Annotated in this window: 15 protein-coding genes; 8 read left to right on the forward strand and 7 right to left on the reverse strand. The window is 69.8% G+C overall.

Annotated features, from left to right (window positions below; translation table 11 throughout):
* The first annotated feature begins 182 nt into the window (after nt 1-182).
* Complete coding sequence (locus tag MFF40_RS18070) at nt 183-713, forward strand: DUF3016 domain-containing protein (RefSeq protein ID WP_147854109.1); 531 nt, start codon at nt 183-185, stop codon at nt 711-713.
* Nucleotides 714-752: 39 nt separating this feature from the next.
* Here MFF40_RS18070 and MFF40_RS18075 read toward each other — a convergent pair whose 3' ends face one another.
* Nucleotides 753-2,339 (reverse strand): PepSY-associated TM helix domain-containing protein, encoded by a 1,587-nt coding sequence (locus MFF40_RS18075; RefSeq protein WP_147897887.1) that lies wholly within the window; start codon nt 2,337-2,339, stop codon nt 753-755.
* A 10-nt stretch (nt 2,340-2,349) separates the two neighbouring features.
* Entirely contained in the window at nt 2,350-4,698 is a 2,349-nt protein-coding gene (locus tag MFF40_RS18080) for a TonB-dependent siderophore receptor (RefSeq protein WP_238261626.1), read from the reverse strand.
* Nucleotides 4,699-5,444: 746 nt separating this feature from the next.
* Here MFF40_RS18080 and MFF40_RS18085 point away from each other — a divergent pair.
* Entirely contained in the window at nt 5,445-5,852 is a 408-nt protein-coding gene (locus MFF40_RS18085; RefSeq protein ID WP_238261628.1) for a helix-turn-helix domain-containing protein, read from the forward strand.
* A gap of 42 nt (nt 5,853-5,894) precedes the next feature.
* Here MFF40_RS18085 and MFF40_RS18090 read toward each other — a convergent pair whose 3' ends face one another.
* The 3 genes from MFF40_RS18090 to MFF40_RS18100 all read right to left on the reverse strand — a co-directional run bounded on the left by MFF40_RS18090 (nt 5,895) and on the right by MFF40_RS18100 (nt 12,971).
* Entirely contained in the window at nt 5,895-7,283 is a 1,389-nt protein-coding gene (locus tag MFF40_RS18090) for an FAD/NAD(P)-binding protein (RefSeq protein WP_238261630.1), read from the reverse strand.
* Nucleotides 7,284-7,542: 259 nt separating this feature from the next.
* A complete protein-coding gene (locus MFF40_RS18095) occupies nt 7,543-7,890 on the reverse strand; it encodes a hypothetical protein (RefSeq protein WP_238261632.1) in 348 nt (115 codons plus the stop codon).
* A 407-nt stretch (nt 7,891-8,297) separates the two neighbouring features.
* On the reverse strand, nt 8,298-12,971 hold the full coding sequence (locus MFF40_RS18100; RefSeq protein ID WP_308447712.1) for a S8 family serine peptidase: 4,674 nt from the start codon (nt 12,969-12,971) through the stop codon (nt 8,298-8,300).
* 329 nt (nt 12,972-13,300) lie between these two features.
* Here MFF40_RS18100 and MFF40_RS18105 point away from each other — a divergent pair, with 329 nt between their 5' ends.
* Complete coding sequence (locus tag MFF40_RS18105; RefSeq protein WP_238261634.1) at nt 13,301-14,413, forward strand: helix-turn-helix domain-containing protein; 1,113 nt, start codon at nt 13,301-13,303, stop codon at nt 14,411-14,413.
* Between the two features lie 45 nt (nt 14,414-14,458).
* Here MFF40_RS18105 and MFF40_RS18110 read toward each other — a convergent pair whose 3' ends face one another.
* Nucleotides 14,459-14,917, reverse strand: a complete 459-nt coding sequence (locus MFF40_RS18110) for a YeeE/YedE family protein (RefSeq protein WP_238261636.1) — start codon at nt 14,915-14,917, stop codon at nt 14,459-14,461.
* Complete coding sequence (locus tag MFF40_RS18115) at nt 14,914-15,327, reverse strand: YeeE/YedE family protein (RefSeq protein WP_238261638.1); 414 nt, start codon at nt 15,325-15,327, stop codon at nt 14,914-14,916. Before MFF40_RS18115 ends, MFF40_RS18110 begins: the two co-directional genes overlap by 4 nt.
* A 320-nt stretch (nt 15,328-15,647) precedes the next feature.
* Between MFF40_RS18115 and MFF40_RS18120 the strand changes: the two genes are divergently transcribed.
* The 5 genes from MFF40_RS18120 to MFF40_RS18140 all read left to right on the forward strand — a co-directional run.
* Nucleotides 15,648-15,839, forward strand: coding sequence for a hypothetical protein (locus tag MFF40_RS18120; protein ID WP_147857105.1), 192 nt, complete (start codon nt 15,648-15,650; stop codon nt 15,837-15,839).
* A gap of 40 nt (nt 15,840-15,879) precedes the next feature.
* Nucleotides 15,880-16,722 (forward strand): serine O-acetyltransferase, encoded by an 843-nt coding sequence (gene cysE, locus MFF40_RS18125; RefSeq protein WP_147857106.1) that lies wholly within the window; start codon nt 15,880-15,882, stop codon nt 16,720-16,722.
* Between the two features lie 417 nt (nt 16,723-17,139).
* Nucleotides 17,140-18,531, forward strand: a complete 1,392-nt coding sequence (locus tag MFF40_RS18130) for a family 2B encapsulin nanocompartment shell protein (protein WP_238261640.1) — start codon at nt 17,140-17,142, stop codon at nt 18,529-18,531.
* Nucleotides 18,518-20,503 (forward strand): family 2A encapsulin nanocompartment cargo protein cysteine desulfurase, encoded by a 1,986-nt coding sequence (locus tag MFF40_RS18135; RefSeq protein ID WP_147897648.1) that lies wholly within the window; start codon nt 18,518-18,520, stop codon nt 20,501-20,503. Before MFF40_RS18130 ends, MFF40_RS18135 begins: the two co-directional genes overlap by 14 nt.
* 552 nt (nt 20,504-21,055) lie before the next feature.
* On the forward strand, nt 21,056-21,733 hold a 678-nt coding region (locus tag MFF40_RS18140), incomplete at its 3' end, for an LLM class flavin-dependent oxidoreductase (protein ID WP_238261642.1).

The following is a 21,733-nucleotide window of genomic DNA, read 5'->3' on the forward strand; positions in this document are numbered from 1 at the left end:
GCGAGACTATGGACGCCCCATCACGCGATCGCTGAATACATATCCGGCTCATCATTGCCCGGAGCGCGGAAACAGGAGCCCGCGCAGGGGGGTTCCCCTCAGTCGGACAGAGAGTGCGCCCGGTCCCGGCGACACACGGCCGCAACCGCGGATCACGAAACAGCGAGACGGTGAGCGTCGCGATGAGCAAGCACGGTGCAGGCAAGGCCGGCCTCGTCCTGGCCGGGATGCTCTCGACGGCCGGATCGGCTCTGCTGGCGGCCGGCCCGGCCGCCGCCGAGGTTCAGGTCCGCTACGCCGCGCCGGAACGCTTCACCGACGCCGAGAATCGCTTCGCGTCCGGGCAGCCGCTCCGGGTCACCCTCGCCGAGCTGACGCGGATCCTGGTGGATCTCGGCAACACCCGGCTCCGGCCGGACGAGCGCCTCGACATCACCGTCCTCGACGTCGACCTGGCCGGGTTCGACCGGCCCGGCTTCGCCACGCCGAGCGGCGTGCGTGTCGTGACCGATGCCACGCCGCCGCGCATCCGCCTCGCCTACGCGCTGCGCCGCGGCGGTCGCATCGTTGCGCAGGGGGAGGATACGGTCACGGACATCAACTTCCTGCTGACGTCCAACCCGCGCTTCTCCACCGGCGGCCTGTATTATGAGCGCCAGCTCCTGCGGAACTGGTTCGCGCGTCGCTTCCCCACGGGGCCCGAGCGCGGTTGATGTGCGGGCCCCAGCGGTCGCCGAACCCATCCCGGCCGCCTATTCGGCGGCGGTGCCGCTGAAGGCCTGCCGGTTCGCATCGCGCGTGCGCGCGGGCCGGGTCCCGTCGTAGCGGGCGGCCTTACCGGCTGCGAAGAGTAGCAGCGCCGCGAGACTGAGCAGGACGAGGTCGACTCCGACGAACAGCGGATCGACCGGATCGCCCACGCCGTAGGCCCGCTGCATCCGCCAGCCATCGGCCACGGCGGCCGCTGCGTACAGGGCGGCGGCCGCGCTCAGCACCTCGGGCCAGGCCCGGCGCTGGGGCCGCACCACTCCGACCAGCCCGATCAGCACCCAGACGCCGAAGAATCCGCGGATCTCCCAGAGCGCCCGGTCTGCCAGATCCACCGGCAGGATCCGGTTGGCGAGGAAATAGGCCGCGATCGCGGCCGGCAGCCCGGCGATCGTCGCGACGTTGAGGCCCTGGACGAGGCGCAGGCCCGGATGCAGGGCGGTCCCAGCCTCGGTCCCGGCCTTTTTGGGCAGGCGCGCCACCGACCACAGCATCAGCCCCGTGGCCACCATGGCGCTGCCGGCGAGCCCGCACAGGAAGAACAGGATGCGGAGGCCCGGGCCGGCGAAATGCGCCTCGTGCAGGCCGACCATGGTGGTGAAGGTCTTGGCCGCCGGCTTCAACCCGCCCGCCCGGACCTCCAGGACGGCGCCTGTGGTGCCGTCGAAGGCGACCTGCGGATGCTCGTGCGAGAGTCCGTGCGGCTCCTCGAACACGACCACCACCGTGGCGTTCGCGTCCTTCGGGTTGACGACCGAGATCCGCTCCAGGGGTTCGTGGATCGTGTCCAGCGCGCGCGCCACCATCGGCCCGACGGGGGCGAGGGTACCGGGCCGGCCCGCGGCCGAGCGCGGCGCGGTGATCTGGCCGGCCTCGGCGAAGAAGCGCTGCGTGTCGCCGTGATAGACCGCGTTCATGCCCCACGGCATGTACATGAACGACAGGGTGACGAGCCCCGTATAGGTGATCATCAGGTGGAACGGCAGGGCGAGCACGCCCGTGACGTTGTGGGCGTCGAGCCAGCCGCGCTGGGCGGACTTGTCCCGCCGGAAGGTGAAGAAGTCGGCGAAGATCCGCCGATGGGTGACGATGCCCGAGATCAGCGCCATCAGCATGATCATCGCGCAGATGCCGACGACCCAGCGGCCCCAGAGGGGCGCCATGTTCAGCTCGAAATGGAACCGGTAGAGGAAATCCCCGCCGCGGGTGTCGCGCAGGGCCGCCGGCGCCCCGGTTTCCGGATCGAGGAACACCCGCTTCGGCGGCTGGCCCGGTGCAGTCCGCCAGAACACTTCGAGCAGGGGCAGGTCCGGGCGCGGCGGCGTGATGAACCACGCCCGCGCGCCGCCCGCCTCCGCCTGCAGGTAGGCGACGCCGCGCTCCACTGCGGCGGCCGTCGCGTCCGCGCCGATCACGGCATCGGCGCGGAGTTCGGGCCGCATCCAGCGCGAGATCTCGGGCCGGTAATAGCTCGCGGTCCCGGTGACGAAGACCGCGAACAGGACCCAGCCGACGATCAGGCCGGACCAAGCGTGCAGCCACGCCATCGACTGCCGGAAGCTGTTGCGCATCGGTCGGTTCTCACCAGCGGTAACGCAGGGTTCCATAGACCGTGCGCGGCAGACCGTAGAAGCAGGCCGAGTAGGACAGGCAACTCGAGACGAAGCGCTCGTCCAGCAGGTTGTTGACGTTCAGCTCCGCCGTGAGGCCCGCCAGGCTCGGAGCGATGTGGCGCATGTCGTAGGACGCGAGGGCGTCGACGACCACGCTCTCCGGCACCTGGAAGGTGTTGGCCGGATCGCCCCAGGACGGGCCGAGGTAGCGCACGCCGCCGCCGAGCGCGAGGCCGAGCAGGGGGCCGTCGGTAAAGCGATAGTTCGCCAGCAGCGAGATCGTCGTGTCCGGCACCTGCACCGGGCGCCGGCCCTGGAGCGGCACCGACAGCCGGGTGAGGTCGTTCGCCGTGCTGCCGGAATCCCGCACGTTGCGGATGTCGAGGAGCGAGACGCCGCCGATCAGCGTCAGGCCCTCGGTCAGGTTGGCCCGCGCCTCGAACTCGAAGCCCTGGGCGCCGACTTCCCCGGTCTGGACCACGAAGCCCTGGCGCAGGGGATCCGCGGAGGTCCGGTTCGACTGACGGATGTCGAAGAATGCGGCGGTGAGCAGGATGTCGGTGCCCGGCGGCTGGTACTTGATGCCGGCCTCGTACTGGTCGCTGCGGATCGGGTCTGGCACGCGGCCCACCGACCCGAAGGCGCTGTCGAACACGCGCCCGCTCACGATCGGCTCGAAGGCCTGGCTGTAGGACACGTACGGCGCCACGCCGGCGTCGAACTGGTACAGCAGGCTCGCACGATAGGTCAGGGCGTCGGAGGGCGCGTCCTGGAGCGTCAGGGTGCTGGTGTTTCCGGAGAAGCTGCGGGTCGGGCCGGTCTGGCGGGCGACGTCGTAGCGGCCGCCGAGGGTCAGCACGAGACGATCGAACTTCGCCTGGTCCTGGAAGTACACGCCGGTCTGCTGCGCATCGACCCGCGAGGTGGTGTTGAAGGCCGGGAAGGCGATGTTCATGGCATAGTTCGGCGCCAGGATGTTGAGGTCCGGGGCGCTCGGGAACGGGGTGCCGCTGGTGCGGGTGCTGAAGGTCCGGTGATCGACGCCCAGCAGGGCCGTGTGCGCGATGAAGCCGGTGTCGAACTCGGCGATGAAGTTGTTGTCCATCGTGTAGGCTTCGGCCGCCACGTTGGTGCCGATGATCGACCGCGCCAGGAGCGGCCCCGTCGCGGTCGGGCCGTTCCGGTCGTTGAAGGCGCCGTAGACGCTGCGGTAGTCGCCCTGGGTGCGCAGGTAGCGCCCGGCCGAGTGGAACCGCAGGTTCTCGCCGATACGCTGGTCGAACAGGTACTCGATCGAGGCCTGGGTCCGGTCGGAGCGCTCGATGTTGCGATCGCCGTCGTAGAAGTTCACCGGCAGCCGTCCGAACAGGCCGCTGCCGAAATTGCGCGGGAACACGGTGCCCACCGCCGGGAAGCCGCCGTAGAACCCCGAGAACGGATCGCGCTGGTAATTGCCGATCAGGGTGAGCGACGTGTCGGTGGACGGGCGCCAGGTGATGCTCGGGGTGATGAAGGCCCGCTCGACCTTGGTGGTCACGGCCGGCCCGTCGCCGTTCCAGCCGAGCCCGACCACCCGGTAGGCGAACTGGTCGGCCAGGCCCGGGATGTCGGACGCGATCGGGCCGCCGACGTCGAAGCCGCTCCGGACCTCGTTGAACCCGCCGCCCTGGATGAAGACCTCGCCGTGGCGGACGAACTGCGGCACCTTCGAGACGAGGTTTACGATGCCGCCCGGGCCGGACTGCCCGTACAGCACCGAGGCCGGCCCCTTGATGATGTCGATCCGCTCCAGGCGGTAGACGTCGATCGACGTGTTGGCGTCGCGCCCGCCGATGATCGCCATCTGATCGAGGAAGACCGGGGCGGCGAAGCCGCGGATGTTGAACAGCTCCAGGCGGGTCGAGCCGGCACCCCCGCGCGATTCGGCGAAGACGCCCGGGGTGTAGCGCAGCGCCTGGGTGACGGTCAGCGCGTTCTGGTCCTGGATCTGCTGGCGGCTGACGACCGAAACGGATTGCGCCGTCTCCAGGATCGGCGTGTCGGTCTTCGTGCCGACCGTGCTCCGGCTGGCGACGTAGCCCGGAACCGGGCCGGTCGCGCCGCCGGCGCCGTACAGGTCACCGTTGAGGGGCCGGCCGGGGGCCACGCCGGTCACGCTCAGTTCGGACAGCTCGATATCGGTGGTCGGCGCGGTCTGCGCCCCGGCGGCACCCGGCGCGACCACGGCGCAAGTCGTTGAGAGCAACGCGAGATACAGGGATCCGGCCACGGACCGTTCAATGACGTTCCAGGTCGATGCAGCCCGGGACCGGTTCATCTTGATGCCTCTAATAGAAGCACGGACCCGCCCGTACTCTCTCGAAAACCGCGACCTCACGCCGCCGTGATCGTGTTGGCATCACCTTACTGCTCAAGGCAACTGGAATATTATGGAAATGTTCTAAGATAACTTGGACTCATTCCAGGTTGAGTGGCTTACCAACAGCCTCTCCCCTGGGTAGTCAGGCTCTCGAGAGCGGCAATGCGCCCCCCCGGTGAGCTGTGGGTATTCGGGCGCATCGAAACGCGGTGGCCGCGTGGGATGGGGCGCAGCGTGGATACCGATGCCTTGGCGGTGTCGCGACGTAGGGAGGCGCGGCGTACGCGAACGGACGGCAGCAATCCGGAAACGTAATCCGGCTAAGAGCCTGTTCTCGGGTGTTTCTGTTCCGCGTCGGGGCGTCGCTGCGGTTCCGGATAGCCGGGGATCGCGGACGGCAACCCGGACGCTGCCGCGGAACGACGTGCCGGAGGGAAGAGCGTGGAGTTCCGCTGAATACGCCTCGACCGTGTTCGATCGCATGCCGACGTGGCAAAGTACGCATCGGATCGCGACTGCGCAGGCACCGGAGCCCGACGACGCGATGACACGGTGACACAGGGCATCGGATACAGCCAAGATATGCACCTCGCACAAGCGAGGGTTGCATGGTGATGCGAAACTCAATCGTGCGCTATTCAGTTAGGCAGCCTGTGGAACGTGGCCGACCTCGGCTGCACGCCTTGAGAGACCGTGAGACCATGATGAGCGCCGTGACCAAGCCGAAGCTGGCGACCGAAGCCGACCGCGCGATTGGTAGCCGCATCGCGGCGCTCCGAGCCGCTCAGGGCCTCAGCCAGACGACTCTCGGTCATGCCATCGGGGTCAGCTTCCAGCAGGTCCAGAAGTACGAGAAGGGCCGCAATCGCGTGGGTGCGAGCCGCCTGCAGATGATCGCCGACCTGCTCAAGGTCCCGGTCGAGACCTTCTTCGCCGACAAGGTGCCCGCAGAGGCCGGCACCGAATCCATCCAGGCCCTGTTCGACGACCCCGAGATCATGGATCTCGTGGCGGCATTCCGATCGATCCCGGACCAGACCACCCGCAGCGGCGTCCTGTCGATCGTGAAAGCCGCCGCCGCCCTCCGGCAGGCCGGCGGCACCGGGAACTGATCCCACACCACCCCGGCCATCGATGGCGGGCCGTCACGCTCGTCACCCGAGCAAGCCGGCCACCTCGCGCTCGATGTGCTGAGCAATGTCGGGTGCGCCCGTCATCTCGCCGAAGCTGCCGCGGGTCATCGGTCCGAACGCGTAAAGGCCCGGCTGCGGGCGGCCCTCCGGGCCGAGCACGCGGCTGCGGCGGTCGACCGACAAGCCGAGACCGACTGCATCGAGGCAAGCCGTCCCGTCGGCCAGCAACGCGGCGACCAGCGGATTGCGCGCGACCTCACGTTCCGGGCCGGTGCACAGCACCACCGCGTCGAACCGCCGTCGCGTGATCCTGTCGTGTCGCGGTCGCAGCGTGGCTTCCAGACGTCCGTCCTCAATGCGATCGAGGCCGGCGAGGCCGGCTTGCTCTACGACGAGGCGCCCGTCTGCCCGCGCCCGCTCCAGGCCCGCTGCGATCTGCGGGGCGATGCGGAACCGGTGGACCTCCCAGAACGGCAGCAGGCGGCGGACGACACGCCGCTTCTCGGCCGCCGGCAGATCGCCCCAGAGATCGGGAAGCGCGGCGCGCAGGGAATCGACCACCGGGTGCCAGCCCAGGGCTGGATCGGCCTCCGCGATCTGACGGCGGACCAGCCGCAGCAGGCTTAAGGCGGTCGTCGGCGGTGATGCGCCGACCACGTCGAGATCCATCTGGAACAACCCGTGGGCCATCGGCAGGAGGCCCCGGCGGGAGACCGCGGTGATCGGCCCGCGATGACCCGCAGCGCCGAGGCTCGTCACCACGTCGGCCATGGTCAATCCGGTGCCGACAACCAGCACGGACGCGTCCGGTGCGATCCCCGCGAGTGCGTCGGCCGCCCAGGGATCGGCCACGAAGCCCGCGGATTCCGCTACGCCCGGCCCAAGCCGGCAGGGCAGCGCGGGTACCGCGTGGCCGAAGCACAGCGCGACCCGGTCGGCCATGATCGTCTCGCCGGATTCCGTGACGATCCGCCAAGCCCCGTCCGCCGCCGTCACCGAGGCGGCCTTGGTGCGCAGGTGGCGCAGGCGCACGCGGTCGGCGGCTGCCTTCAGCGTCTCGGCCAGGACGTCCGCGATGTAGGCACCGTACGCGGCTCGCGGCACGTAGGCACCGCCAGCCTCATCCTGACTCGCGGGGTCGGGCAGGATTTCGTGGGCGTGCAGCCACGCGGTGACGGCACCAGGCATATCGGCTGCGATGTCGAGCCGATCGCTCGGCACGTTGATGCGGTGGCTGCGGTCACGGGTGCTGTAGGCGACTCCACGGCCAAGCTCGGCCCGGGGCTCGAGCACGACGAGGTCGAGCTGGCCCGACGAGGCTCGCATCGCATGGATCGCGAGCACCGCACCGGTGAAACCGCCGCCGACGATCGCGATGCGGAGCGGGCTTGAAGTCTGTCGCGTCGTCACGGCATGTCCCGGAGAAGTTCCGGGCACCTTCGATCAGGGAGGCGCCGTGTGTGCAACCCCGGCTTGATCGCTTACGACGCGGGCTCGCAACGAGGATGCTCGCGGCGACTCCGTCCGACCTCGCAGCAGATGTGCCGCACTGCTGCGCTGACCGGGACTGCCGTCCTGTTCACCGGGTGAGGGTTCTTGCAGCGGTTCGGCGCGCTCGGTTCGATGTTTCCCGTGAAACATCGGCAAGCCATTCATTGTCACCGATCGCTCATGCGCCCGCGGGGGCGAACTGGACGAACGCCCCCGCGAAGGCTGCAACGCCCGACAATGCTCCTGCCACCTGATAGGCGACAGCAGGTAATCGACGTTGCGTGAGGACCGTGCCCAGGACGGGAAGGGCGATCAGGTTCATCGCCACACCCGCCAGTACCGCGGCGGCAATGGCCCCGAGGGGAAGGTAGAGCGCGGCCGTCAGCAAGGTCGGCAGGTCACCGACATTGGCGATCACCCGGGTTCCGCCGCCAGCCAGGAAGCCGATGGCGGCGGCTGCGGTGATCGCCTCCCTGAGCGTCTCGGTGCCCCGGTAGGTCTGGCCGTCGTTGGCGGTCGTCCCCATGACGGTTCTCTCCCGAACGTTCGGCAGTGACCGTCGCCGATAGGCGTATCATTTACAATCAGGAGTTGTACTTACAACTGTGATGCACGCTGGACGACAGAACGGGGTTAACTCGCCGGCTGCCCGACCCGGACCGCCAGAAGCGAAGAGGCATCGATCAGTGGTGCTCACGTCGAACGGCGCGGGCCTCCGATGACCGGTTCGCCCCATCCGCCGCGCCGGCCACCTGCGCCAGCGCGCGCCGGCGCATGATCGCGTAATACTTCCGGTGGTTCGACATCATCCCCCCGCGAAGCGCGAGCGCCGGGGGGTACCGTGCGGCTCGCCGCATCGTGTCGCCTGATCCCGTCGATCAGGCGGCAGATCGCGACCGCGGCTACCGGGCAGTCGCCGCGCCAGCGCTTGCCCTACCAGGCCGCCTGCAACCCAGCGGAGAAGACCTGGGCGGTGGCGTTGGGGCGGACCTCGCCGGTGTAGCTCGCCGAGAGGGAGACGCCCTGCGCCACCGGGCCGGACAGGCTCACGCCGAGCACGGCCCCATCCCGGGACAGCGCAGAGGTGCGGGTCGAGAACGGCACCCCGAACAGGCTCGAGCGCACCACGGCGGCGGTGTCGGCCAGCTCGTGCGCCCAATACGCCCGGGCATCCAGGCGCAGCCCAGCGCCCGCATCCAGCGCCACGCTGGCGATCCGGCCGCCGGCCAGAATCCGGGCCCCCTCCAACGTCGCCGTGGTGAAGGCCTGCTCGGCTAGACCGCCACGCTCGACGACCCGGCCGCGGCTCAGCCGGTCGTAGCTGAAGCCCAACTCGGGCACGACCTCGACCGGCAGGCCGGTGCCGATCGCGTAGCCGGCGAACCCGGACAGGCTCAGGTCGCCGCCCGCGGGGGCGCCGTGCGCCCGGGTCAGGTTCGAGCCGAGCGTCACCGTCCGGTCGACCCGGCCGTCGGCATAGGCGCCCCCGGCCGTGCCGCGCAGGACGACGGCACCGAGCCGGGTTGTGCCGTACACCGTGCCGCCGTAGCTGTCGGCGCTGAACGAGCCGGGCGCGAAGCCGGCCCCGCCGCTTCGGGAGGCCCCGGTCTCGCGCAGGTAGCTGAACGCACCGCCCACCAGTGTGTCGCGCCCGACCTGGCGATCGACGCCCAGCAGCAGGCCGCCGGCATCGAGGTTGGCCCCGCCGGCGGCGCGGTCGCCGCCGCGGCTGCCGAAGCCGTAGAGCGCGTCCGCCCAGATCCGGCCCTCGCCGGAGGCCAACGGCTGGTCGGGGGCGCCCGCCCCGCCGCGCAGGTCGATCGCGGTGCGGTTGGGCCCGAGCCCGGCGCCGCCGGCGCTGAAGCTGGCGCTGCCGCCGCCGAAGCTCATGTGCCGGTCGATCGTGGCGGTGACCAGCCGACGCGCCGTGAGGTCGGCCATCACGGCGTCGCCGTAGCTCTGACCCGACAGGCTGGCGAGCCCGCCCGCCAGGGAACCCGGCGCCGTCGCGTAGATCGGATCGAAGAACCGCGCGCGCGCCGCGTCGGGCCGGGTGCCGGCGTCCGGCCGGGCCAGGTCGAGGGTCGCGCCGACCGCCCGGGCATTGCCGGTCTGGGCCAGGCCCAGGGGCGCGAGGTTGCCGTAGGCGGCGGGCGTGACCACCAGGTCGAGGCCGGTGGCGCCGTAGAGCGCGTCGAAGCGCGTGGCCGCGGGCAAGCCGGCCGCCGGCTGGGCGAGCCCGCTGAACGACCCGCCGAGGCCCGCCTGCGCCCCCAGCACCGAGAAGCGCTGGCCCAGCGGCGGCGTGAAGGTGTTGCCGGCATTGCCAGTAATCCCACGCAGCACCGGCACGAGGGTTCCGTTGGCCGCGACCGCCCCGCTCGGGCCGACCGCCAGCAGGCGCGAGTAGTTGCCTGCCCCGGCGCCGGTGCCGAGGCCGTCGATGTCGATCCCGAACACGCTGCCGGGGGCGAAGCTCACCGGGCCGGCCACCGTCAGGGTCCCGGGCGAGTTACCCGGCCGCAGGGCGCCGGCCACGACGATCGGGGCGGCGACCGTGCCGGTGCCGCGCAGGGTCCCGGCCGCCGCCACCGTGATCGGCGAGGTCCAGAACCCGTTGAGCGACAGCGTGCCCGCCTGCACCGTGGTCGGTCCGGAGAAGCGGCCGGTGCCGGTGAGGTTGAGCGTGCCGGTGCCGACCTTGGTCAGGCTGGTCGGGCTGGTGCCATCCAGGATGGTGCCGGCATACGTGGACGAGGCGGGGCTGCCGACCGTGAGCCGGCCGTTGCCCAGGACGGCCGAGGCCGATCCGGACAGGGCGGCCACGGTGTAGCCGCCGCCGCCGAGGTCGAGCGGTCCGGTGGTGGCGAGCGCGGTGATCCCGGTGATCGGGCCGGTGAACACCAGGCTGCCGGTGTTGGTCAGGGCGCCGTTGATCTGTCCGGACAGGCGGGCGGTGCCGGTGTTCGACACGGGGCCGCTGAGGGCGCCGTCGCTGACGAGCAGGCCGTCATTGCCGATCTCGGCGGCCGAGAGGCTCGCCCCGGAGGCGACCGCGACCGTGCCGGCATTGCCGAGCGCACCGGCCAGCCCGTAGGCGCCGCCACCCGCCACCGACAGGGTGGCGCCCGCGGCGTTGGTGAAGGTGCCGTCGCTGGCGACCGTACCGGTGACCGCGAAGGTGCCGGCGGCGTTCCGGATCGCGCCGTCGACCCGCCCGGCGCTGGCGACCAGCGTGCCGGTGTTGGTCACGCCGCCTGAGACGGTGCCGCTGGTCGTGAGAATCCCTGCATTGGCGACGCCGCCGCCGATCGTGCCGGTGTTGGCCGTGTATCCGGCATTCGCCAGGCCGCCGGAGAGGCTGCCGCTGGTGATGAGGGTTCCGGCGTTGCTCACGCCGCCCGCGATGGTACCGCTGTTGGCGGTGTAGCCGGTATTGGCCAGTCCGCCGGAAAGGCTGCCGCTGGAGGCCAGCGTCCCGGCGTTGCTCACGCCGCCGGCGATGGTGCCGCTGTTGAGGGCGTACCCGGCATTGGCCAGGCCGCCGGAGATCGCTCCGCTGCTGGCGAGGAGGCCGGCATTGATCACGCCGCCCGTGATCGTGCCGGTGTTCGCAGCGTAGCCCACGTTGGCCAGGCCGCCGGCGATCCAGCCGCTGGAGTTCAGGGTGCCGGCATTAGACACGCCGCCCGCGAGGGTGCCGGTGTTGGCGGTGGAGCCGATATTGACCAAGCCGCCCGAGGCGGTGCCGGCGTTCAGGAAGCTGCCGGCCGTGCCGACGGTGATCGGCGCGACGAGGCGGCCGGTCGCCGTCAGCGCCAGGGTACCCGCAGCCACGAGGGTGCTGCCGGTATAGGTGTTGGCCGCCGACAGGCTGGCCGTGCCGGGGCCGGTCTTGACCAGGGAGCCTGGCCCCGTCCCGTCGGTCATCACCCCCGCGAAGCTCGAGGTCCCGGTATCGATCTGCAGCGTGCCGGTGCTGTTGAGCGTCACCGGCCGGGCGGTGGCGAAGCCGTCGGCCAGGACTTCGAGCGTGCCGCCGCCGAACGCGAGCCCGCCGGTCGCCGCGCCGAGGTTGCGGTCGGCCAGGACGCCGAGCACGCCGCCGTTGATGGTTGTGCCGCCGGCGTAGCTGTTGGTGCCGGTGAGATCGAGGATGCCGGCCCCGGTCTTGATCAGGCCGCCAGGCCCGGAGATGTCGTTGGCGAACAATCCGTAATAGGCTTGGCCCTTGTAGGTGGTGTTCACCGTCCAGGTCGAGGTGAACTGGCCGGGACCGTCGATCGCCTTGCCGAGGTTGAGCAGGCCCCAGCCGAACACGGCGTTCGGGATGTTGCTCGGACCGTCACCGAGATGGGTGGCGGTGGTGAACATCGTCTGGGCGATCTGCGGCGCCGTCAGGAACGGGAAGGCCTGCATCAGCACCGCGGCGGCGCCCGCCACGTGTGGCGCCGCCATCGAGGTTCCGCTGATCGTATAATAGCCGTTCGTATGTTGATCGACCGGATGGTCGTTGCGCGGCCAAGTCGAGTAGATCTCCGTCCCCGGTGCAGATATGCACCAAGCAGCCGCGGCGCCGCAAAGATTGCTCGACCAATTCGGCGCGTTGTTCTCATCGACGTTCACGACGGCGACAATATAGCCAGAAATATCCGAGAAGTCCGCCTGTTTCTGCTCGATTCCGTTCACGTCGAAGAGACGATAAACACCGCTATCAGCGTGTTTAGGTGTGATGTACGGAATCAACGATGAGCTGGACGCATTATTCCAATTATAAATATTTCCGTTGATATGATTGTTACCGGCCGCAAAAACCAAGAGCATGTCCTTTTGGGCGGCTTGCTTGATCGCGTCGTATTCAGATTTCATTGCTTCGTAAGAATATTTTTGAAAAACATTTGAGTCTCTAAAAGAATATCCGTAACTACCGTTCAGTATTCTCGCGCCGCGTTCGGCAGCATATTCAATCGCTGACGAAGTGTCGCCTATGAGTTGAGTGACGGGCTTATTGTAGGTTTTGCTGTCGTCGGTCCCCACGATAGCTCGGAGGGCCAAGATCGTGCTCTCGAACGCGACACCCATCATACCGGCGGGGTTACCGTCGCGGGCGGCGCCGATGGTCCCGGACACGTGCGTGCCATGCCCATCCCGATCCACGATCGCGGGCATGTCGAAAGGAGGCCGCGCCTGCGAAATCCACTCGTAGAAGTCGGCTGAGGCCGGCGAGATCCGCGTTCCGCCAGGGGTCGCCAGGTTCCGGAACTCTGGATGCCCTGCATCTATGCCGGTGTCGACCACGGCCACCAGCACGCCAAGGCCGGTAAAGCCGCGCGCATAGGCGGTCGCGGCATTGATGGCTCCGAGACCCCAATCGTTCCGATACTCGGGCGTGTCGAAATCCGACGCCGTCAGGCCCAGGAACGCGGGCGAGCGTCTCACGACACTTTGGGCCGCCGCCGGCTCCAGCGCTGCGGCGAGTGCCACAAGCGAGCAGCCGAGTAGAAGCCCGCGCCGAGCCCGTCCATGCCGCCTTCCGACGCGGCCCGCTCGCGTGTCAGGGCCGCAGCGTTCACCCGTCGGGCTCATGGCATCGTGCCGGTCTGACATGAGGATCGTCCGTTCAGTCCCAAGGAAGGTTGGTCGCGGGACTTACGCAGGCACTCCTTTGACAGACTATGACGCCCCGGGCACAGGGTGCCGCGCACGCGCGATTTGGCACTTCCTTCACCCCTTTTGAGACGTACTGCATGCGGCGGGGCCACGCGATGAGCGCACTCGATCCGGATTGACCGGCGGGAAGCCTATCCAAGGGTCCGGCCGAGGTGTGTCGAAGAGAATCGATATTATTCGGCGTTTTCAATTTGCTTCTTGCGGTAGTGCTCGTCGAAAGACTGACATCAATCGCTGGGAAGCGGGATCATTGCGGGTCCGATACGATGAGACATCACAGCGCCCTCGCCGACTCTGCCGAACAGCAGCGGGGCCCGGCCGCATCGACGGCGTCCCCTGCTGGCGCGGAGGCGTTCCGCTCAGGCGAAGCGGATGCCGCAGCCCCGGCCCCCGGCATCGCCTGCCTCCGCTTCGAGCCCCCCGGCGATCCGGCCGCGCTGGGCCGGGCCTGGCAGGCGCATCTGGCGCCGGTCTTCGCGGTCAGCTTCGGACCCGAGACCGACCTCACCGTCCCGATCGCGATGCGCAGCTATCACCTCGGCGAGCTGCTGGTCGGCGACGTGATCGCGCCCGCGCACATCCTCGAACGGTCGCCGGAGATGATCCGCCAGCAGGGGCTCGACCACATCCTGCTGCAGTTCTACCGGCGTGGCCAAAGCCTGGTCGAGACGGACCACGACGCTGAGCCGGTCGGCGAGGTCCAGTGCATCGTGTTCGACCTGGCCCAGCCCGTGCGCATCGTCGCGGGCGCCGTCGACGCCACGAACGTCGTGATCCCGCGCGTCTTGCTCGAGAAGCAGGGCTGCCACCCCGACGCCCTGCACGGCCGGCCCCTGGACCACGACGGCGACCCGTTCGGGCGCCTGGTCCACAGTTTCGTCGCCAACGTCGTCGCCTGCGGCGACCGTCTGGACCAGCGCGAGGCCCTGGCGGCGGCCGCGGCGATCACCCAGCTCTGCGCGACCTGGCTGCGCGGCCGGGATGCGGGGAACCCTGTCCCGCACCAGGACGTGCGGATCCGGGTCCGCCGGTTCATCGAGGCCGAGTTCGGCAACCCGAAGCTCTCGCCGGCGCTGATCGCCGCGCGGCTCGGCCTGTCGCGCTCGACCCTGTACCGCGTGTTCGCGCCGCACGGCATCGTCAGCTACATCCGCGACCGCCGCCTGATGCACGCGATGCGGATGCTGGTCCAGGACGAGGCGCAGCCGGCGCGCGTCTCGCGGGTCGCCTTCGCGGTCGGCTTCTCGGACGAGCGCACCTTCCGGCGCGCCTTCAAGCGCCGGTTCGGCTTCATCCCGAGCGACGCCGCGCAGCGCCCGGGCCCCGGCCGGGGACCCGAACCCCTGTCGGTCCTGCAGACCTGGATCGAGAGCCTCTGAAGGGGCTGCCCCGCGCGCGGAACGCCCGGTCCGATCATCGGCCGGTCAGGCCGAGGGTCTCACAGAGGGCGCGTTTTTGGCGGGTGCAATCGGCAACAGGCCGTGGAGCGCCATGCCGATGAGCATCGCGGCGACGAACACCACGACCGGCACCGCTCCCGTGGACAGGGCCGCCACCGCCGGGCCGGGACAGAAGCCCGAGAGCCCCCAGCCGATCCCGAACAGGGCGGCGCCGAGGAGCAGGGGCGCATCGATCCTGCGCCGGCCCGGCAGGTCGAAACGGGTATCCAGCACCGGGCCAGGACGGCGCCGGCTCACGGCATAGCCGAGCCCCGACACCGTGACGGCACCCCCGAGCACGAAGACCAGGCTGGGATCCCATTCGCCCGCGACATCGAGGAAGCCGCGCACGCGGGCCGGATCGAGCATGCCGGAGAGCGCCAGGCCGAGCCCGAAGGTGAGGCCGGCGGCCAGGGCCGCGAGGATGCGCAGGGCCGCGCTCACGCCAGCACCCGGGTTGCGGCCACCGTCAGCATGCCGGTGGCGAGGAAGGCCAGCACCGCCGCGAGCGAGCGCGGCGACAGGCGGGCGAGGCCGCACACCCCGTGCCCGGAGGTGCAGCCGGAACCGAGCCGGGTCCCGAAGCCGACCAGCAGGCCGGCCAGGGCCAGGACCGGCAGGTTTGCTGCGATCCGCATCTCGGGCCAGCGCCCGGCCAGCAACGCGAAGGCCGGCGGCCCGAGGACCAGCCCGAGCAGGAAGGCGGCGTCGGCGAGCCAGCGCGCGCGCCCGGGCCGGCCGAGGCCTGCGACCAGGCCGCTGATCCCGGCGATCCGGCCGTTCAGCAGCAGGAGCATCGCGGCGGAGAGGCCGATCAGCAGGCCGCCCGCGAGCGGCGGGAGATAGGTGCTCATGCAGATCTCGTTTCGGGGTCTCGTGTCGCGACTCGAAGGCCGCCCCGGCAGCCCCCGACCATCGGGGTAGCGCCCGGGACGGCGCGGAACAAGCCTTGCCAAACGCCCTTGAACCGGCAATTATCAATTACTTTCAGGTACTTAATGAAGATCGTGCTCTTTCAGGAGCAATCCGCGAACGAAACCTTCTCCTCAACGGCCGGGCAGGCGGAAGAGCTTCCCTGGAACGAGCCGGGACCTCGCCGGACCCGCTTCGGACTTCGAATCGGGCCGGCACGATCGGCTCCCGCAGCGACGACAGCGCGAAAGGTTCAGTGACGATGGCGCACGGTGATCAAGTGGTTTTCCAACGGCTCGACCTCGCGGAGATCCTGGGGATCTGGCGCCATGCGCGGGGGCGGATCGTCGGCATCCACCGGCAGCACGGCCATTCGGCCACGGTCGACGTGAAGTTCGAAGGGCACGAGACGCTGGAGCACTACCTCGCCGACCTGTTCCAGCTGGTGCATTGATGGCGCCCGTAATCCAGAACCCCTGCAGGATCCGCCGGACGTGACGGCCTCGGCCGCGATCCCGCCGCTGCGGGCCACCAGCCGCAGCAGCCTCGAGGGCGAGCTGTGGGCGGAACTGCGCACCGAGGCGGAGGCCGTGCTCGTCGAGGAACCGCTCTATGCCGGGATCGTCCAGGCGACGATCCTGGATCAGCGCAGCCTCGCCCAGGCCTTGGCCTACCGGCTCGCCCACCGCCTGGGCGACGGCGACCTCGCGCGCCTGTCGATGCGCGACCTCTGCCTGTCCGCCTTCGAGGCCGACCCCCATGCCGGGGCCAACGCCGCGCGCGACCTGATCGCCATCCGCGAGCGCGATCCGACCTGCCGGCGCTACCTCGACCCGTTCCTGTTCTACAAGGGCCTGGCGGCGCTCGAAGCCTACCGGGTCGCCCACTGGCTCTGGCACCAGGGCCGCGCGACGCTCAGCCTGCATGTCCAGAGCCGCATCTCGGAGGTGTTCGGCTGCGACATCCACCCGGCCGCCCGGATCGGATCCGGCGTGTTCATCGACCACGCCACCGGGGTCGTCATCGGCGAGACCACGGTGGTGGCCGACGACGTGTCGATCCTCCAGTCGGTCACGCTGGGCGGCAACGGCAAGGAGAGCGGCGACCGGCACCCGAAGGTCGAGCGCGGGGTGCTGCTGAGCGTCGGGGCCAAGGTGCTCGGCAACATCCGCATCGGCGAGGGGGCCAAGGTCGCGGCCGCCGCGGTCGTGCTGCACGACGTGCCGCCCCACACCACCGTGGCGGGCGTGCCGGCCCGGGTGGTGTCGCGCCTCGCCGCGGGTGAGGAACCGGCACGGAGCATGGATCAGTCCTTCGGCTTCGGGGACGGGATCTGATCCCGGCGCGAAAATCTTTCTCCGAGAGGATCGCCGCCAATCCTAAAAGATTGGCGATGAAACGAGAATATAATTCTCCGATCTTGAGCTTTTGCGCCGCCGTCATTCTACAATAGTGGCCCTACCGGGTGATGCCTTCCACAAAATGTCGGTAAATAGGAAAAATAGTTCCGTTGACCCGGTGTAGAATCAAAGCTTACCTTGGCTTTGCTGGCTCGACGAAGCAACGAGCAAGTTTGGCGTCTGCCGTAGATTGTGCGGCTGCGCAAAAAATTTGATCCCCTCAAGGACGACACGGTCATCAGATCTTGTCGGAATCAACCAAATCTTGCGCCCGGCCAGCACGTTCTGCGCGGTAACTCGCCAAATCGCGGGTCGATGCGGCGCGCCTGCAATCGAGAAGAATGAGGACGAACGATGAGTGGACCGGGTCTGAGCGTGAGCGCCACGGCGGCACGCAATCTTGCGACAGCCACCGTCACGTCGGTCCAGAACGCGGCCAACACGCCGCGCTGGCTCCTCCAGCTCCTGCCCTTCGTGGACGTCGCGGGCGGCGTCTACCGCGTCAACCGGCGCGCCGTCGTGCTGGCCCGGCCCGGCCGCGTCGACCTCGTCACCGAGAGCAAGGACCGGGCGATCCGTCCCGCCTCGCTGCGGGCGGTGCCGCTGTTCAGCCGGCTGGGCGATGCCGAGCTGGCGAAGATCGCCGAGCGCTTCACGGAGAGCAAGCACAAGGCCGGCAAGATCATCCACGAGGAGGGCGCCGGCACCCGCACCCTGACCGTGGTGGCGGACGGCACGGTCGAGCTGACCTTCTCGGGTCCCTACAAGGGCCGCCTGCGCCAGGGTCTGGCGACCCGGGGCGACTATTTCGGTGACGGCGACCTGCTCGGCGCCGGCGCCCCCGCGCCGGCCGTCAAGGCGCTCTCGGCGGTCACCCTGCTGACCCTCGATCCGGACGCCCTCGAAAGCGACGAGATCCGCGCCAAGATCGCCCAGTACCGGGACGAGCAGGAGCGGCTGAAGGGCCACACCAGCTCGCATGGCGAGCAGGGCATCGAGCTGCTGGCGGTCCAGACCGGCGAGCCGCGGCTGCCGACCACCTTCGTCGACTACGAATCGCATCCGCGCGAGTATCACCTGTCGACGATCCAGACGATCCTCAACACCCATACCCGCGTCACCGACCTCTACTCGAACGAGATCGACCAGCTCCGCGAGCAGATCCGCCTCACCGTCGACGCGGTGAAGGAGCGCGAGGAATGGGAGCTGCTCAACAACTCGCAGTTCGGCCTGCTGGGCGAGGTCGGCCCGCGCCAGCGCATCCCCACCCGGGGCGGCCCGCCCACCCCGGACGATCTCGACGAGCTGCTGACCCTGGTCTGGAAGAAGCCGGCCTTCTTCGTCGCGCATCCGCGCGCCATCGCGGCCTTCGGCCGGGAGGCCACCCGCCGCGGCGTGCCGCCGGTCGTCGTCCACCTGTTCGGCGCGCCGTTCATCACCTGGCGCGGCGTCCCGCTGGTGCCGAGCGACAAGCTGCCGATCGACATCGATCCGGTCACCGGCGCCGAGACCACCTCGATCCTGCTGCTGCGCGTCGGCGAGGGCGAGCAGGGCGTGGTCGGCCTGCAGAAGTCGGGCGTGACCGGCGAGATCGAGCCCGGCCTGTCGGTGCGCTACATGGGCACCAACGACCACTCGATCGCCTCGCACCTGGTGACCCGCTACTTCTCGGCCGCCGTGCTGGTCGAGGACGCGATCGCCCGCCTCGATAACGTCCTCCTCGGCAACTACCATGACTATGCCTGAGGGACTGGCCTTCGGTCGACCGGAGGCGAGCCCGGCCGAGCTCGCCCACAGCGATCTGATCGGGCGCCTCGCCCGTGAGATCTACCAGCAGGGGCAGGCCGCGAGCCAGCCCCTCGCCCCGACGCTGCCCGCGGGACCCCAGATCCCGCAGGCCCTCGAAGGGCTGCCTCAGGGACCGGGCGGCGCCCCGGTGCCGAGCGCGGCCATGGGAATCCCCTTGGTGCAGACCGGGGGGCAACCCTCCGGTCTGCACCCGGATGCCTCGGCGCTGGCGGCCCGCTCGTTCGGCGGGCCCGCCCTCGGCGTGCCGGGCCTCAGCGGCCCGACCTTGCCGAACCTCGCCCCCGCGAGCCCGGCCTTCTTCGACACCGCCGCGATCCCGCCGGTCCATCCGGCGAGCCCGCGTCCGGTCCTGCCGGATTTCGGGCTCCCGAGCGCGCCGCTTGCGTTCCCGGGCGGTGCCGACCTGCACCGTCAGGTGGCAGGGGATCATCCCCGCGCCAATGCCTTCGCGCACGCGGTCGCGCCGCAGCTGGTGCCGGCCGACCCGTCCCGGCCGGGCGTCGATGTCGCTCAGGAAAGCTTCGCGCGGACCGGGCACCTGTCCCGGGCGCCCGAGGCTCCGGTGTCCGACTACTACTTCCTGAACGCCGGTCCCGGCCCGGCCCGCAAGGCGCCGGCGAGCCCCCGGGTCGAGCCCGCCCGCTATCCGGGTCCGGCGCCGCGGCTGACGGCGCAGGGATCGAGCCCGGCGGCGGCACCGTTCGACGTGGAGCATGTCCGCCGGGACTTCCCGGCCCTGCACCAGAGCGTCAACGGCCACCCGCTGGTCTGGCTCGACAACGCCGCCACCACCCACAAGCCGCAGGCCGTGATCGACGCGACCTCGGAATTCTACGGGCGGCACAACTCGAACATCCACCGGGCCGCCCACACCCTGGCGGCGCGCTCCACGGACCTGTTCGAGGGCGGCCGCGAGGCGGTGCGCCGCTTCCTCAACGCCCCATCGAAGGACGACATCGTCTTCCTGCGCGGCACCACGGAGGCGATCAACCTCGTCGCCGATTCCTTCGGGCGGGCCAATATCGGCCCGGGCGACGAGATCATCGTCTCGACGATCGAGCACCACGCCAACATCGTGCCGTGGCAGCTCCTGTCCCAGGCGACCGGGGCGACGCTGCGGGTGATCCCGGTCAACGACCGGGGCGAGATCATCTTCGAGCAATACGCGGCCCTGCTCTCGGGCCGCACGAAGATCGTCTCGGTGACCCATGTGGCCAACGCGCTGGGCACCGTGAACCCGCTGCGGGAGATCATCGCGCTGGCCCACGCCTACGGGGTGCCGGTGCTGGTCGATGCGGCGCAATCCTCGCCGCACATGCCGCTCGACGTGCAGTCGCTCGACGCCGACTTCCTGGTCTTCTCCGGCCACAAGGTGTTCGGGCCGACCGGGGTGGGCGCGCTCTACGGCAAGACGCACCTGCTCGCCGCGATGCCGCCCTGGCAGGGCGGCGGCCACATGATCGAGGACGTCACCTTCACCCGGACCGTCTACAAGGGCGCCCCGGAGAAGTTCGAGGCGGGCACGCCGGACATCGCGGGTGCGGTCGGCCTCGGTGCGGCGCTCGACTATCTGGAGCGCATCGGCCTGCCGGCGATCGCCGCCTACGAGCACGACCTGCTGGAATACGCGCAGGGCGGTCTCGCCGAGGTGAAGGGCCTGCGCCTGATCGGCACGGCCCGCGAGAAGGCGAGCGTGATGTCCTTCGTGATCGAGGGGCAGGAGAACGAGGCGGTGGCCCACCATCTCGACGCGCACGGCATCGCGGTGCGCTCGGGCCATCACTGCGCCTTGCCGGCCCTGCGCCGGTTCGGGGTCGACCAGTCGGTGCGGGCCTCCCTGGCCTTCTACAACACCAAGTCCGACGTCGACGTGTTCCTGAAGGCGCTGCACAGCCTGCCGCGGCACTGAGCGGGACCGCGACGGGGATGCTCCCAAACGAAGACCGGCCGGACCCCGAAAGGTCCGGCCGGTCTTTTTGCGTGTTCCGGAATACGGGGCGAAACCCAGGGCGGTGTGCCGTACCCTCGCGATCCATCGCGGAATGGCCCCTCGCTCGAAAACAAAGATCGCCTCTGATCCGTGAGCCGACGGTCAGCTTCTTCTCGTCATCCCCCGGTCAAGGCGAAGTCTCGTCCTGCGGCGGCGCGATATTCGAAAAACGGTTTCGTTGACGCTGCGGAGTTCCGAGCGGACCATCGCGATCCTGCAGTCGGATCCCACCGCCGCGTACGTCTCGCTTTGTCATGACCGGATTCGTGAAGCCCGCCATCACCGAGAACGCGATCGCGGTGGTCCAGCGCGTCGGAGGCAACTGCGGAAACGCGACCCGGACGCGGGCGCACCCGCTGGAGCGGCACCAGCGCGCCGTCCCGTGCGCGCGCATCCGCTGGCCGACGCGGTGCGCATCGCCGCCGGCAAGGCCGTCCTCGGCATCTGACCGCCCCGACAAGGAGATTTATCATGAGCCTGATCCCCCCGGAGGCCGTCGAGTTCATCGGCTTCGTCGCCCCCCGCCACACCTCCGAGATCCACCCGGCGCAAGGGCCGGCGATCGACCGGGACTACCTGAAGCTGCTGGCCCAGGCGCATGAATGGGGCGGGTTCGACCGGGTGCTGGTGGCGTTCCACGCCACGGCGCCGGACGCCCTGCTGCTCGCCGGACAGGTCGCCACAGTCACCGAGCGGCTTGGGCTGATGATCGCCCACCGGACCGGCTTCACGGCGCCGACCGTGGCGGCCCGGCAATTCGCGACCCTCGACCAGCTCACCGGCGGCCGGGTCGCGATCCACGTGATCAGCGGCGGCGACGACCGGGAGCTGGCCCAGGACGGCGACCACCTCACCAAGGACGAGCGCTACGCCCGCACCCAGGAGTTCCTGGACATCGCCCGCCAGAGCTGGACCGCCGCGGCGCCGTTCGACTACGCGGGGGCGTTCTACCGGGTTGAGCGGGGCTTCTCCGAGGTGAAGCCGGTCGACGCCATCCCGGTTTATTTCGGCGGCGCCTCGCCGGCGGCCCTGGCGGTGGCGGGCCGCCACGCCGACACCTACGCCCTGTGGGGCGAGACCCAGGCCCAGGTCCGGGAGCTGATCGGGCGGGTCCGGGAGGCCGCCGCGCCGCATGGGCGCAACCCGCGC

Source organism: Methylobacterium mesophilicum, assembly GCF_022179445.1.
Classification (GTDB): Bacteria; Pseudomonadota; Alphaproteobacteria; order Rhizobiales; family Beijerinckiaceae; genus Methylobacterium; species Methylobacterium mesophilicum.